Annotated in this window: 10 protein-coding genes; 8 read left to right on the plus strand and 2 right to left on the minus strand. The window is 70.6% G+C overall.

All coding sequences use genetic code 11. The features are described 5' to 3' along the window. Window positions 1-143: 143 nt before the first annotated feature. The 4 genes from VGC13_RS10405 (at window position 144) to VGC13_RS10420 (ending at window position 5,982) form a co-directional block, all read left to right on the plus strand. Complete coding sequence (locus VGC13_RS10405) at window positions 144-833, plus strand: class I SAM-dependent methyltransferase (protein WP_331125185.1); 690 nt, start codon at window positions 144-146, stop codon at window positions 831-833. A 269-nt stretch (window positions 834-1,102) separates the two neighbouring features. Then, window positions 1,103-1,843: a hypothetical protein gene (locus tag VGC13_RS10410; protein ID WP_331125186.1), complete on the plus strand. Its 741-nt coding sequence runs from the start codon at window positions 1,103-1,105 to the stop codon at window positions 1,841-1,843. A gap of 145 nt (window positions 1,844-1,988) precedes the next feature. Next, a complete protein-coding gene (locus VGC13_RS10415) occupies window positions 1,989-5,105 on the plus strand; it encodes a DEAD/DEAH box helicase (protein WP_331125187.1) in 3,117 nt (1,038 codons plus the stop codon). Between the two features lie 7 nt (window positions 5,106-5,112). After that, window positions 5,113-5,982, plus strand: coding sequence for an SWIM zinc finger family protein (locus VGC13_RS10420; RefSeq protein WP_331125188.1), 870 nt, complete (start codon window positions 5,113-5,115; stop codon window positions 5,980-5,982). Window positions 5,983-6,284: 302 nt separating this feature from the next. Here VGC13_RS10420 and VGC13_RS10425 read toward each other — a convergent pair whose 3' ends face one another. Together VGC13_RS10425 and VGC13_RS10430 are read right to left on the minus strand one after the other, a co-directional pair. Next, window positions 6,285-6,530: a hypothetical protein gene (locus VGC13_RS10425; protein WP_331125189.1), complete on the minus strand. Its 246-nt coding sequence runs from the start codon at window positions 6,528-6,530 to the stop codon at window positions 6,285-6,287. A gap of 309 nt (window positions 6,531-6,839) precedes the next feature. Further along, entirely contained in the window at window positions 6,840-7,892 is a 1,053-nt protein-coding gene (locus tag VGC13_RS10430) for a L,D-transpeptidase (protein WP_331125190.1), read from the minus strand. A gap of 344 nt (window positions 7,893-8,236) precedes the next feature. Here VGC13_RS10430 and VGC13_RS10435 point away from each other — a divergent pair, with 344 nt between their 5' ends. From VGC13_RS10435 to VGC13_RS10450, 4 genes are all read left to right on the plus strand, one after another. Beyond that, complete coding sequence (locus VGC13_RS10435; protein WP_331125191.1) at window positions 8,237-9,835, plus strand: sulfatase-like hydrolase/transferase; 1,599 nt, start codon at window positions 8,237-8,239, stop codon at window positions 9,833-9,835. Between the two features lie 511 nt (window positions 9,836-10,346). Next, on the plus strand, window positions 10,347-10,598 hold the full coding sequence (locus tag VGC13_RS10440) for a hypothetical protein (protein ID WP_331125192.1): 252 nt from the start codon (window positions 10,347-10,349) through the stop codon (window positions 10,596-10,598). 909 nt (window positions 10,599-11,507) lie between these two features. Next, window positions 11,508-13,718: a 1,4-alpha-glucan branching protein GlgB gene (glgB, locus tag VGC13_RS10445; protein WP_331125193.1), complete on the plus strand. Its 2,211-nt coding sequence runs from the start codon at window positions 11,508-11,510 to the stop codon at window positions 13,716-13,718. 59 nt (window positions 13,719-13,777) lie between these two features. After that, a complete protein-coding gene (locus VGC13_RS10450) occupies window positions 13,778-14,500 on the plus strand; it encodes a helix-hairpin-helix domain-containing protein (protein WP_331125194.1) in 723 nt (240 codons plus the stop codon). The last annotated feature ends 683 nt before the right edge of the window (window positions 14,501-15,183 follow it).

Below are 15,183 nucleotides of genomic sequence, written 5' to 3' on the forward strand. Positions count from 1 at the left end.
TCTCTGTGGCCTCTGCGGCCTCCGGGTGAGAAATGGGGTTGATTCGGTGCACCCGACGGCGTGCTTGTTCCGCCCCGGGGCAGGAATCTTGTACGCGCCTCCCGCCGTCCGCCGCATCCCATCAGACGGTCACGCCGGAGCACATGAGCGAATCCACCACGCAGGCCGAGGTGCTGCACACCACCGCGGGCGACTTTCCGCTGCACGAGTACCGGCTGGGGCTGGGCGGGCGCACGTGGAGCATCCTGCACTCGGAGTCGGTGCTCAGCCGCGAGGACGAAGCGCACTTCCTGATGGAGCTGAAGGAGCGGCTGCCGTACGGCGTGGTCCTTTGGCCCGCGGCCATCGCGCTGGCGCACGAGATCGCCGCGCGCGCGGAGGAGTTCCGTGGAAAGCGGGTGCTGGAGCTGGGCGCCGGGACGGGGCTGCCGGGGATCGTGGCGGCGTCGTTCGGCGCGCGGGTGGTGCAGACCGACAAGCAGGAGATGGCGATGTCCGTCTGCCGGCGCAACGTGCAGCGCAACGGGGTGGGCTCCATCGAGCACCGGCTGGTGGACTGGGTGGATTGGCAGGATGACGCGCGCTACGACTGGATCATCGGCTCCGACATCCTGTACGGCGGCACCATGCATCCGCACCTGCGGGGGATCTTCGAGGGCAACCTGGCGCCGGGCGGGCGCATCCTGCTCTCCGATCCCTTCCGCGCCACCAGCCTGACGCTGCTGGAGGCGCTGGAGGCGGACGGCTGGAAGATCGCCATGACGAAGTGGACCATCGGCCGCGACGACACGCCGCGCCCCCTCGGCCTCTTCGACCTGGCGCCGCCGGCGTAGGATCGACGGCGGGCCCGGGAGCGGATCGTCAGGGCCGGAGGGTGCGGGACGTTGATGATGCTCGTCGCGGTTCTAATCCGGTAACGTGCCGTCCGCCGGAGCGAATGAATTCGCCGCTGGAAAATCGCAAAGTCCGCCTTCGCGGACTCGGCGGCCCGGCGATCTGCGGCGTCCGAAGCACCTGCGCGTCCGCAACCCGGCGAGCACCGATCAGATCCGGAATGGGCATCATCGAACCCGTGCCATCCCCCTGCCGATCCACCGGTCCCATGCACCTTTTGTCCAGCCGCCTGGTGCTCGCGTGCGCCGTCCTGCTGGCGGGCATTCCCCCGGCCGCGCATGCGCAGGACTGGTCGCGGTACGCGGAGGCCGCCAACGTCATCACCTTCCGCGACACCACGCTGTACTTGGATTCCGCGCGGCTGGAGCGCGTGCGGTGGGGGCTGGAGCGCAGCCGCGCGGCCTTTCCCGAGCTGCGCCGCATTGTCGCCCGGGGGCCCGGCGCCACCCTGGCGTCGCTGTTGTACCAGTTTCCCGACAGCGTGCGGCAGTCCCTGGCCCGGCAGGTACAGGCGGCCGGGCCTGCGGCGCGCGCGGACGGCCGCGTGGTGCTCCCCCTCGCCCGGACGGGATACCTGGCCTTCGACTCGCTGAACGCGCGGTTCGGCGCCGTGGACATGGTGGTGCCCGTGGACCCGGTGACGGGCGCGCTGGAGCGGGGCGGCTTGCTGGAGGTGCGGTTCATCGGCCCCATGAACTCCGGCCGGCTGGAGGGGATCTACGCCGCGGCCGGCATCCGTCCCGACATCCATTCGTGGAACCTGACCGGCTCCGAATACCCGTACGTGGGCTGGGCGCCGGGTGCGGACGCCGACGTCTTTCGCTTTGGCCTGCGCACGGAGTGCAACGACCCTTGCCGGCGCAGCGAACGGTACGTGGTGCGGGTTCCGCTGGATGGCGGCCCGGTGCAGATGCTGGAGCGCGAGATCACGATCCACCCGTACCCCTGACCTCCCCGGCCTCCCCCGGCCCGCGTCCGGCCTGACACCCCGCCTCCGATGGGCGCCGGGACCTTTCATCATCCACCCCCACAAGTGTACATTGTGCACTTGACGCGGGAGCCGCCCGCGCGCCGCATCCTTTGCACGAATCCGCGTGATCGCCGTACACGCCTGCTGGAGCCCGTTCGGCCTGCACCTGTGGGGTGAATCGTCCACCCGCCTGGCGTCGGTAGCGCCGCCGCGCGGGCGCACCCCGCGCGACACGCGGCCGCATCCGTTTGCCGTGGACGCGCGCGAACTGCGCGAGGCGCTGCGGGAACTGCTTCCCGTGGAGCCGGCCGGCGCGGGAGAGATCACGCTGCACCTGCCCACCCGCGGCCGCGTGCCGCTGGCCTCGCCGCAGCTGGCGCACGTGGCGCCGGAGGGCGGCAAGGGCGTGGTGCAGGTGTCGGCGTGGTCGGTGGGGGTGCTGTCGCTGGCGGGGCAGGACGCGCTCGACGTGCTGCTCGCGCTTCCCGGCGCCGAACCCGGCGGGGTGGCGATGGGCGACAGCGTGCGCGCGTTCGGCGAACTCGCCACGCTGGCGCTGGAGCTGGTGGCGGGCGGGCGCGTGCTGCCGCTGCTGGAGCCCGCGCACGGCGGCCGGTGGACCGCCCGCTGGCGGCCCCTGGTCGCGGCGGAGGCGGACGGGGAGCGGCTGGCGGCGCTGCGCCGCGGCATGCCGGGCGCCTGCGCCGCGCACGCCCCCGCCGCCGCGGCGGACGACGTGGCCGGGCGCGCGCTGGACGCACTGGTGGACGCGTGCGTGCGGCAGGGGCTGGACGGGCACGCCGACCCGGTCGCGCTGCGGCAGGCCGCCCGCCGCACCCCCGAGCAGCAGTGGCGCGACGCGCTGTTCGCCGTGGAGCCGGCGCCGCGCGCGGGGAGTCCGGCATGGGAGCGGATGCACGCCGCGCTGGGGACGTGGAGCCGGCCCCTGGCCCCGTCCACGGCGGGCGGGCTGCGCACCTGCTTTCAGCTCACGCCGCCCGTGGACCTGGCGGTGGACGCGGACGCCGCGGCCGAGCAGCTGGAGCGCGGGGCGCGGGTGGACGCGTGGCGGCTGGACTTTCTGCTGCAGGCGGCGGACGATCCCAGCCTGCTGGTGCCCGCGGCGGACGTGTGGAAGGCGCGCGGGGCGCTGAAGGTGCTGCGCCGCACGCTGGAGCAGCCGCAGGAGCGCCTGCTGGAGGACCTGGGGCGCGCGCTGCGGCTGGTGCCGGGGCTGGCCCCCGCCCTGCGCGGCGCAAAGCCCACGGGAATGGCGATGGACGCCGAGCGCGCCTACGGCTTCCTCCGCGAGGGCGCGCCGCTGCTGCAGCAGGCGGGCTTTGGCGTGCGGGTGCCGCCGTGGTGGGGACAGCCGGCGGCGCGGCTGGGCGCGAAGCTGCGGGCACGCTCGGCGTCGTCGTCAGGGAAGGGCGCGGCGGAGGGGCGCTTCGGGCTGGAGTCGCTGGTCGCGTACGACTGGCAGGTGTCGCTGGGCGGCGCGCCCCTTTCCGCGGACGAGTTCCGGGCGCTGGCGAAAGCCAAGGTGCCGCTGGTGCGCTTTCGCGGGCAGTGGGTGGAGCTGCGGCCGGAGGAGGTGGCCGCCGCGCTGCGCCTGTTCGAGCAGGGCGCCAGCGGCGAGATGACCGCCGCGGAGTTGCTGCGGCTGGCCGCCGGCGCCGAGGCCACGGACGCCACGCTGCCGGTGGAGGGGGTAGAGGCGGAGGGGTGGCTGGGCGACCTGCTGGCCGCCGCGGGCGACGCGCGGGTGCAGCCGGTGGCCCCGCCCCCGGGGTTCCAGGGAACGCTGCGGCCGTACCAGGAGCGCGGGCTGTCGTGGCTGGCGTTCATGGACGGGCTGGGGCTGGGCGCCTGCCTGGCCGACGACATGGGGCTGGGCAAGACGGTGCAGCTGCTGGCGCTGCTCCTGGCCCGGCCGCCGCGCGCGCCCAACGGAAAGAAGACGCTGCCCACGCTGCTGGTGTGCCCCATGTCGCTGGTGGGCAACTGGCAGCGCGAGGCGGCGCGCTTTGCCCCGGGGCTTCGCGTGCACGTGCACCACGGCGGCGAGCGGCTGAGCGGCCCCGCGCTGCGCAGGGCGGTGCGGGGAAGCGAGCTGGTCATCACCACCTACGCGCTGGCCGCCCGCGACCGCGACGAGCTGGGCGCGGTGGAGTGGGGGCGGCTGGTGCTGGACGAGGCGCAAAACGTAAAGAACGCCGCCGCGCGGCAGGCGCAGGCCGTCCGCGGCTTTCGCGCGCCCCGCCGCATTGCCCTCACCGGCACGCCGGTGGAGAACCGGCTGTCGGAGATGTGGTCCATCCTGGACTTCCTGAACCCCGGCCTGCTGGGCTCCGCGCGCGAGTTCCGGACGAAGTTCGCGCTCCCCATCGAGCGCCACCGCGACGCGGACCGCGCGGCGCGGCTGCGGCAGCTGGCCGGGCCCTTCATCCTGCGCCGCCTGAAGACGGACCGCGGCATCATCCGCGACCTGCCGGAGAAGCAGGAGATGAAGGTGTTCTGTAACCTGACCCGCGAGCAGGCGTCGCTGTACCAGGCCATCGTCGACGACTCCATGCGGAAGATCGAGGAGAGCGAGGGCATCCAGCAGCGCGGGCTGGTGCTTTCGATGCTGCTGCGGCTGAAGCAGGCGTGCAACCACCCCGCGCAGCTGCTGGGCGACGGCAGTGCGCTGGCGGGGCGGTCGGGCAAACTGGAGCGGCTGGAGGAGGTGCTGGACGAGGTGATGCAGGTGGGCGACCGCGCGCTGGTCTTTACCCAGTTCGCCGAGATGGGGCACCTGCTGCAGGCGCGGCTGCGGGAGCGGTTCGCGCGCGAGATCCCGTTCCTGCACGGCGGCACGCGCAAGGGGGAGCGGGATGCGCTGGTGGCGCGCTTCCAGAAGGCGGGCGGGCCGCCGGTGCTGCTGCTCTCGCTGAAGGCGGGGGGGACGGGGCTCACCCTGACGGCGGCCAACCACGTGATCCACTATGACCGCTGGTGGAACCCCGCGGTGGAGGACCAGGCCACGGACCGCGCCTTTCGCATTGGCCAGCGGCGCGACGTGCAGGTGCGCAAGCTGGTCTGCGCGGGGACGCTGGAGGAGCGCATCGACCAGGTGATCGAGGAAAAGAAGGCGCTGGCCGGCAGCGTGCTGGGGACGGGCGAGGCGTGGCTCACGGAGATGTCGACGGACGAGCTGCGGCGCGTGGTGGCGCTCTCGGCCGACGCGGTGGCCGAGTGAGGGGGCGATGAGCGACTGGTGGGACTGGGAGAACGGACCGCGCCGGCCGGCCAAGGACGGCATCAAGGCCCGCAGCACCCGCGGCGAGATCGGCGAGACGTGGTGGAGCCAGCGCTTCATCGCCGCGCTCAAGCAGGTGGCGGATGCCGGGCGGCTGACGCGCGGCCGCAGCTACGCCCGCAGCGGCCAGGTGATGGACCTGCGCGTGCAGCCCGGCGCGGTGACGGCGCGCGTGCAGGGCTCGCGGACGCTGCCGTACGTGGTGAGCATTCGGCTGACGCCCTTTACGGACGCGGAGTGGGCACGGGCGGAGGAGGCGCTCGCGGACCAGGCGCTGTTCCTGGCCGCGCTGCTGGCGGGCGAGATGCCGCGCGACGTGGAGCAGGCGTTCGCGGCGGCCGGGCTGTCGCTGTTCCCCTCGCGGGCGGCGGAGCTGGACTCCGACTGCTCGTGCCCCGACTGGAGCAACCCCTGCAAGCACGTGGCGGCCACGTACTACATCCTGGCCGAGGCGTTCGACACCGACCCGTTCCTGGTGCTTTCGTGGCGCGGCCGCGGGCGCGACGACCTGCTGGCGCGCCTGCGCGAGCTGCGCGCATCCCGCCCGGCGGAGGAGGACGAGCCGGCGGAGGAGGATCTGGAGGACGAGGCGCCGCCCGCGGCGAGCGAGCCCGCGTCGGCGGACTTCTGGCGCGCCGGGGGAGAGCTGGCGGCGCTGGCATTCTCCCCGCGCGCGGCGGCGGTGCCCGATGCGGTGCTGCGGCAGCTGGGCCCCCTGCCCCCCGAAGCCGGCGGCCCCGAAGCCGATGCCGCGCTTTCCGAGGCCTATGCCGTCTTTACCGCCGCCGCCGAGCGCCGCGCGTTCGGCACATCCTGAAACAGAAAAGGCCTCACACAGAGTCAGCAGAGTTAGCAGAGTAACACCGGATCCTGAAAAAGAATGATCATACAGAGGAACAGAGTCAGACAGAGGAACCTAGCTGACATTTCAGCTCGCTTTCTCTGTCTGACTCTGTTCCTCTGTACCCAAAAAGGTGTTGTTTTCCCGGATTCGGTATAGAACTCTGCTGACTCTGTGTGACCTTCTTTTGGGTGGATTCGGATCAGGGCTGGTCGTCCGTAATCACGATGGAGTCCGCGGGCGGGCGGACTCCGCGGAATCACCCGCGCCCGCTTCCGTTACGCCCCGAAGCGGCCAACCAGCCGGAACTCCGCATCGTAAACGTCGAGCGAACTGTAGCCGTCCAGTTGAATGGCGCCGGGCCTGCCGGGACGGCGGCTGCGCGATATCGGCACGAAAAACGTGTCACCGGATCGGTAGAACGTGACGCGGTCTCCGGAGGAGAGTTCCGTCCCCGACGACGCGAGCGCATTCCAGAGCGCACGGCAGGTTTCCAGGTCACCCTGGTTGGTGAGAAGCCGCACGTCCGAGGCGGACGCCGTGCCGCCGTGCCGATGTCGAACCGCGCCGCCATCTCCGGGAGCAACGGCGAGGAGAGAAGGTTATGCACGCGCGTCTCTGACTGCCCGTGAGCGGGCGGGCAACTCTCTCCAGCCACGATGTCCGCCGCCTGCTCGGCGGCGACCGTCTCGGCCGGCTGGCCCGCGAGCGCGAACGCTAGGAAAAACAGAATACTCATCTCACTCGTCCTTGCATTACTGGCACAAAGTCGCCGGAGTCAGCAGAGTGAACTCCGCTGACTCCGTGTGAGGCCTTCTTTGGGTGGATCCCGATCAGGGCTGATCGTCGGTGATCACGATGGAGTCCGCGGGCGGGGCGGGCTCCGGCGCGGCCGCGGGAATCACGATGGTGTCGGCGGGCGCCTGGGGCGGCGCGTCCGAGGCCACGGCGGTGCCCAGCACACGCGGGCCGGTCTCGCGCGGCTCCGCGGGCGGCAAGGGCTGCAGGTAGGGCACGTCCGCCAGCGCGAACGACGCACCGCCGCGCGCGCTGCCGCTGGCCCGCAGGCGCTGCATCGCCACCGCGGGCACCTGCGCCGTGTCCACGCCGCCGCGCGCCAGCTCGCGCCGCACGTGGGCGCCGTAGCTCCCCGCCTTGCCGTACACGTCGGGGTACACGTGCAGCCGGTCGCCGCGCAGCCGCGCCACGTCGTACGTCACGCGCATGCGGATGGAGCGCGTCATCACCGTGTGGCGCTCGTTCTTTCCGGGCGCGGCAAGCCGGTCCAGCCGCGCGTCCTCCACGCTGGGATCGGCGATGCGGGTAAGCCGCTTCGCGAGATCCACCACGTCCGCGTTGGACATGCGGATGCACCCGTGCGACGCGGGCGCGCCCAGCCGGCCCTCGGAGTTGGTGCCGTGGATGTAGATGAGCTCGTCCATGTGCAGCTTTACGCGGCCCATGGGATTGCCCGGCCCCGGCGGCGTCCGCTCGCGGTTGCGCGCCCACGCGCTCCCCGGCGGCGGCGTCCACCACGGGTTCCAGATCACCGTGGCCAGCAGAAAGTCGCCCGTGGGCGTGGGGTAGCGCGCGGAGCCGACGGACACGGGGTAGCTCTGCACCACGCTGTCGCCCTGCACCAGCTCCAGCCGCCCGCTGGGAATGTTGACCACCACCTCCACGTCCGGCACGATCTGCCGGCGCGGCTTCGCGGGGACGGCGGAATCCGTCCGGGCGCCGTCCGCCGACGCGCCGGGCTCCGGCTCGGGGACCAGGGCGCTCGCCGTGGCCTCGCCGCTGGCGTTTACGCGCGCAAAGACGACGGCCGCCACCGCGGCGGTCAGGACGAAGAAGGCGCCGAGGGTGCGGGCGCGGGACCTGGACATGAGAGGACCAGCTTGCGGAGAGGTCGAGCACGGGCCCCGGAAGGGGACCTCGCATGTAATCAAACATGGATCGCGTCCAATGACAAGCATTCGGCGCGGGCGGCAATGATTCCGTGGATTTTTCCGCCCCGGGGTGCGCCCGTATTGCGCCATGTGCCCCACGGGGAACGGCATCCCGCGCCCTCGTCCCCCGGCCAGATCTAAATGTTTGCTTGCCGCGCCGGTCCGCCATCCGTTATCTGTCGTAAACCGCAGTCCCCGCTTCATCCCCTCCCCCTCATCTCGCAAGAGGACAGCAGATGGCGAAACGGAACGGTACGGATGGTCCCCCGGGCAGGAAACGAGTGGGTGCGCCGGTCGCGGAGCGGGTGGTGGCGGCGGGACGCAGGCTGGTGAAAGGGCGGGCGGCGGAGACGGCGGACCGCGGGATGGCGGGGATGAACGTGGTGATGTTCATCACCGACCAGGACCGCGCCATCCAGCACTTTCCCAGGGGCTGGGCAAAGAAGAACCTGCCGGGGATGCGGCGCCTGCTGCGCCACGGCCTGAGCTTCGAGAACTGCATCACCAACTCGTGCATGTGCTCGCCGGCCCGCGCCACGCTGATGACGGGCTACTTTCCCGCGCAGCACGGGGTCAAGTACACGCTCGAAGAAGACATGTACGACCCCCGCAAGTACGACCAGGTGCAGATGCCGCTGGACCTGCCCAACATCGCCACCGTCATGCGGGCGGCGGGGTACCAGGTGGTCTACAAGGGCAAGTGGCACCTCAGCAAGCCCGTCAAGGGACAGCCGTGGCGGCCGCACGACGTGGAGCAGTACGGCTTCAGCCGGTGGAACCCGCCCGACGCCGGCGCCAACCAGGACGTGGACCAGGCCGGCGGCGGGTGGCCCGACAACGACGGCCGCTTCATGGACGCCGACGGCCCCGCCGCCGCCGGCGACGAGGGGGCCCTGGCCTACCTGCGCTCGGCCGCCGCGAAACAGCAGCCCTTCTTTCTGATCGTTTCGCTGGTGAACCCGCACGACGTGCTGTTCTATCCCAACACCTACCAGGAGGCCGGGTACGAGGACGGCGCGTGGTTCCGCGGCGACATGAGGCTGCCGGCCACGGTGGACGAGGACCTTTCCACCAAGCCGGTGGTGCAGCGCGAGTTCGTGGCGGCCTTCAACAAGGGCGGCGGCGCGCTCACCAGCGTGGAGATGAAGCGCGCGTACCTGAACTTCTACGCCAACCTGATGAAGGCGTCGGACCAGTACCTGGTGAACGTGCTGGACACGCTTGACGCCACGGGGCTGATGGACGACACCGTCGTCATCCGCACCGCCGACCACGGGGAGATGGGCCTTGCGCACGGCGGGCTGCGCCAGAAGAACTTCAACTTCTACGAAGAGTCGCTGCGGGTGCCGCTGGTGTTCAGCAACCGGCGCCTGTACGCGAACCCCATGGAGACCGACGCGCTGGTGTCGCACGTGGACTTTCTGCCCACGCTCGCCGACCTGTTCGCCGCGCCGGCGGATGCCCGCCGCGACTGGCAGGGGGTGTCGTACGCGCGCAACGTGCTGCACCCGGAGCCGGCGCGGCCGCCGCAGCCGTACGTGGTCTTTACCTGGGACGACTGGCAGGCGGGCCAGGCGTCGGGCCCGTACCTCAAGGGCGCCAACCACATCGTCAGCATTCGCGAAGAGCGGTGGAAGCTGGCGAAGTACTACGCGGTCGACGGCAAGTCGCCCCCGCAGTGGGAGATGTACGACCTGGAGTGCGACCCGCTGGAGCGCGTGAACCTGGCGTGGCGGGGCCACGAGCGCACACCCGACCAGGAGCGTCACTTCCGCCGCCTCAGGCGGCGGCTGGCGGCCATCCAGAAGACCCGCCTTCAGCCGCTCCCCACCACCCGCACGGCATCCGTCGAGACGGAGCCGACGGCGTCCGCGGGTTGATGGGATGCGGTTAGGTTCGGCGGGTGCGGTGGGTCGCCGCGGCATCCAGCCGTCCCTGTTTCCCGGCCCAGGCGAATGAATTCGCGGCTGGGACAACGCGATGTCGGCCTTCGCCGACGGGTGTGTGCCGGTGGCGAGGTGCGGTGTTACGGTTGAAGCCCCGCGCCGCCCAGGCGAATGAATTCGCGGCTGGGAAAACGCGATGTCGGCCTTCGCCGACGGGTGTGTGCCGGCAGTATGGGGTGGTGTTGCGGTTGAAGCCCCCGAGCGGCCCAGGCGAATGAATTCGCGGCTGGGACAACGCGATGTCGGCCTTCGCCGACGGGTGTGTGCCGGCAGTATGGGGTGGTGTTGCGGTTGAAGCCCCGCGCGGTTTGCGGGGCTTCCCGCGTTTCGTTGCGGCAGGTCACTGCTCCCGCCGGGTGAGTGGCGCCATGGGTGGTCTTAGTATAGATTGTCCCTATCGGTGCCATTCAGGTGCAGCCCTCCACCACTCTCGATGAGACCCCCCATGCGCAAACTCAAGCTGGACGTCAACAACCTGGAAGTCACCTCGTTCGACGCCTCGACCAATCCCCCTGCGGAGCGTGGCACCGTACAGGGGCACAAGACCGCCCCGGCGGTGACCGCCGATGGCAGCTACACCTGCGACGGCAGCGAGACGTGCTACCAGACCTGCGCCGACACTTGTCAGGGCACCTGCTCCGGCGGCGTCTGCGGCAGCTGGCCGCTTACGTACTGCCCGCAGTGCTACTATGCGTAAGCTGACGCGTCCGTAGGCAGCGGGTCAGTCCGACGCCCGGATCGACAGCAGAGCCCGCCGCGAGAAATCCGGCGGGCTCTGCTGTCTCCTGCGCTCCCGTCCGCCGCATTCGTGTACCCCGCCGGTCACCAGAATTCCGAAGGTAGATTCCTCGGTCGCGCCCCGGGTGCGGCGGTGAGGAACGTTTCGCGCGGCGCTCCCTCGGAATGACAGTCGGGTGTGGGTGGAGGGTGAATGCCACCCTCCGGCCCTGCCCGGGCGAATGAATTCGCGGCTGGGACAACGCGATGTCGGCCTTCGCCGACGGGTGTGTGCCGGCGGCAGAGTGTGGTGTGCGGTTGAAGCCCCGCGCGGTTTTACCTGGGCGAATGAATTCGCGGCTGGGACAACGCGATGTCGGCCTTCGCCGACGGGTGTGTGCCGGCAGTATGGGGTGGTGTTGCGGTTGAAGCCCCGCGGTTAGCGGGGCGAATGAATTCGCGGCTGGGACAACGCGATGTCGGCCTTCGCCGACGGGTCTGTGCCGGCAGCGGGGTGTGGTGTTGCGGTTGAAGCCCCGCGCAGTTTGCGGGGCTTTCCGCCTTTGTTGCGGCGAGTTCACCCGCTCACGCGAGGGGGAGCGGTCCGTGGCTGAAGGCCGGCTTCGAGCATGCCGACACGAGGTCCTTCGGTCGCGCGCCGGGTTTTTGTGTGAGGGACAGTGCCGCGCGGCGCTCCCTCAGGAAGTCACTTTTGCTTGTGCAGGTGAAGCCCCGCGCAGTTTGCGGGGCTTTCCGCTTTCGTTGCGGCGAGTTCACCCGCTCACCCCTTCACCCCTTCACCCCTTCACCCCCCTGCCCGCCCCGCGGCACGGGATTGGCGGCATCCACCGGCCGACGAATCTCCAGTGCACACTCGGACGGGCAGGCGATGGCTTCCGCGACACTCCAGATCGACCTACAGCAGATCCTGACCGCAGAGCACCCGGACCCGTTCCGGGTGCTGGGAATGCACACCGTCTCCATCGGCGGCGAGCTCCGGCTCGTGATCCGCGCGTTCCTTCCCGGCGCCGAGAGCGTGTGGGTGGCCGACGCGGACGGGCGCGACGTGGCGCCCATGGAGCAGGTGCACCCCGACGGCTTCTTCGAAACCCTGCTGCCGCGCGGCACCGGCAGCTTTCCCTACCGCCTGCGCGTCTGCTGGCCCGGCCCGGACGCGGCCGTGGTCATGGCGGACCCGTACGCGTTCGCGCCCGTCATCAGCGACTTCGACCTGTACCTGATGGGCGAGGGCACCCACCTGCGCCTGTGGGAGGTGCTGGGCGCCCGCCCCATGGAGGTGGACGGCGTGGCGGGCGTGGCCTTTGGCGTGTGGGCGCCCGGCGCGCGCCGGGTGAGCGTGGTGGGCGACTTCAACCAGTGGGACGGGCGGCGCCACGCCATGCGCAGGCACCCCGCGCAGGGCGTGTGGGAGATCTTCGTCCCCGGCGCGGCCGAAGGCGCGTGCTACAAGTACGAGATCCTCCCGCGCCAGGGCCCCGCCTTCCTCAAGGCCGACCCGCTGGCCTTCGCCGCGCAGCTGCGCCCCGAGACGGCGTCCGTCGTCGCCGACCTGCGCGGCTACGCGTGGGGCGACGCCGAGTGGATGGAGGCCCGCCGCGGCAAGGACTTCTGCGTGGAGCCCATGACGGTGTACGAGGTGCACCTGGGCTCGTGGAAGCGGGTGGCCGAGGACGGCGACCGGCCCATGACGTACCGCGAGACCGCCCACGCGCTGGCGGACTACGTGTGCGAGATGGGCTTTACGCACGTGGAGCTGATGCCGGTGATGGAGCACCCCTACGACCCGTCGTGGGGGTACCAGGTTACCGGCTACTACGCGCCGACGAGCCGGTTCGGCACGCCGGAGGACTTCCGGTACTTCGTGGACCACCTGCACCAGCGGGGGATCGGCGTGATCCTGGACTGGGTGCCGGCGCACTTTCCCAAGGACGCCCACGCGCTGCGCCGCTTCGACGGCACGGCGCTGTACGAGCACGAGGACCCGCGGCTGGGCGAGCACCCCGACTGGGGGACGATGGTCTTCAACTTTGGCCGCAACGAGGTGCGCAACTTCCTGGTCAGCAACGCGCTGTACTGGATGGAGGAGTACCACGTGGACGGCCTGCGGGTGGACGCGGTGGCCAGCATGCTGTACCTGGACTACTCGCGGCAGCCCGGGCAGTGGGTGCCCAACCGCTACGGCGGGCGCGAGAACCTGGACGCCATCGAGTTCCTGCAGCAGCTGAACGCCGCCGTGCGCGACCGCCACCCCGGCGCGCTGATGATCGCGGAGGAGAGCACCGCCTGGCCCGGCGTGACGCAGGCGCCGCACCTGGGCGGGCTGGGCTTTCACCTCAAGTGGAACATGGGATGGATGAACGACTTCCTTCGCTTCATGAAGGAGGAGTCGGTCCATCGCAAGTACCACTTCAACCTGATGACCTTTTCGCTGATGTACGCCTTCAGCGAAAAGTTCGTGCTGCCGTTCAGCCACGACGAGGTGGTGCACGGCAAGGGATCGCTGATCAACAAGATGCCGGGCGACGCCTGGCAGAAGGCGGCGAACCTGCGCCTGGCGCTGGGCGCCATGTGGTCGCACCCCGGCAAGAAGCTGCTGTTCATGGGGATCGAGCTGGGGCAGTGGCGCGAGTGGAGCGAGGCGCGCTCGCTGGACTGGCACCTGCTGGACGAGCCCCTGCACGCGGGGATGCAGCGGTGGATGCGCGACCTGAACGCGCTGTACCGCGCCGAGCCGGCGCTGTGGCAGAACGACTTCAGCCACAGCGGGTTCGAATGGATCGACTTCCACGACGTGGAGCAGACGGTGCTCTCGTACGTGCGGTGCAGCGAGGGGTCCGAGCACGAGCTGCTCTTCGTCCTGAATTGTACCCCCGTGCCGCGCCACGCGTACCACCTGGGGGTGCCGCGCGCCGGCCGCTGGCGCGAGGTGCTGAACAGTGACGCCGAGATCTACGGCGGCAGCAACGTGGGCAACATGGGCGTCGTGGAGACGGTGCCGCTGGCCGCGCACGGGCGCGAGCAGTCGCTTCCGGTTACCTTGCCGCCGCTGGGCGTGCTGGTTCTGCGGCACGAAGGCTGACGGAGGGGGCGGAGCGTCTCCGCTCCCCATCTTTTTTTCCGGATTTTGGACGGACGAGAATGGCGACCACACGAGGGAAGGGCACCTCCGGCACGGGCATCCCGGCGGACACGGCCGGGACGGCGGGCGAGACGCGCGCGCGGCGCACGCGCACCCGGGCGCCCGAGGACGAGATCGGCGGGACGGCCGCGCCCGAGGCGGCGGTGCAGGCACCGGCGCGGGGACGGCGGGCGGCGCCCGGGGCTGGCGTCGCGGACGCAGACACGCCCGCGGGCGCGCCGGCCGTCGAGACGCCGGCGTCGCGGGGGCGGGGCCGCTCCGCGCCTGGCACCGGCGTAGCCGAGGCGTCCCCCGCGCCCCGCCCGGCGCCGAAGAAGAGCGGCGGCCGCAAGAAGCGCGAGACGTACACCGAGACGGCGGCACGGCGGCGCAGGGAAAAGGAAGTGGACCAGCTGCAGGCCGACCTGCGCGCCTTTGCCGTGGCGCGGCCGGCGGGGTGGAACCACGAAGACTGGATGGCGTTCCTGGCCCACCTGTCGGAGCGCGGGCACGACGTCAGCGACCAGGCCGTCATCGGCTCGCGGCTGGAGCAGGAGCGGCTGGGCGTGGCGCTCACCGGCATCGAGGGGCTGGGCCCCAAGCGGGTGGACGCGCTGGTGCAGCGCTTCCAGACGCTGTGGAGCATGCGCCACGCCGACGCGGCCTCCATCGCCGGCGTACCGGGGATGACGCGCCCCTTGGCCGAGCGCGTGGTCCAGCAGCTGCGCGAGCGCTACGCCTGACCTCCGTCCGATCCGCCGGCTCCTGAAACGGCGGATCACGCAGGGGCCGCAGAGGAAAAGAATGGGGACGCGGATGAGAACTTCATCCACGTCCCTCCTTTTTGTCCCGTATTCCTGCCCCTCGCAACCGCATGCCTCATCCGGAATCCGGGAAAACAACACCTTGACAGGTACAGAGGAACAGAGTCAGACAGAGGAGCAAGATGACCGTTCGGCTCGCTTTCTCTGTCTGACTCTGTTCCTCTGTACGATGATTCTTTTTCAGGATCTGGTAGTGCGCAGAGACGCAGAGACACGGAATTAAGGGTCGAAAAGCTTGCGCAGACGCGCGCACTTTCCTGAACAGGCTTGTTTCTTGCCTTGGACAAAGTCTGTATCAGAAGCAGTCGCATCCTGCAACTGATACAGTAGCAGGGGGCACAAGGAATGCATCGTCCGCCCCGGCCATCGCCGGAGCGGACGTTTTTGCGTTTCGGGAGGCGGAGGACGAAGAAGCGCCGGGAGAAGGATGGCGTGCGGGACGGAGATCCATTCCAGGCCGCACGACCGTACCGGTGTGCAGGTGGGTTTCGACAATGATTGCACGCGGTTTGTGCTAACCTGAATAGATGCCGCCGCGGCGCTCGGGCCCGGCAGGCGGCTGGAGCGGCACCCGAGGCCCGCGTGCTGGCGGGCAGATCCAT

Source organism: Longimicrobium sp., assembly GCF_036399255.1.
Lineage (GTDB): Bacteria > Gemmatimonadota > Gemmatimonadetes > Longimicrobiales > Longimicrobiaceae > Longimicrobium.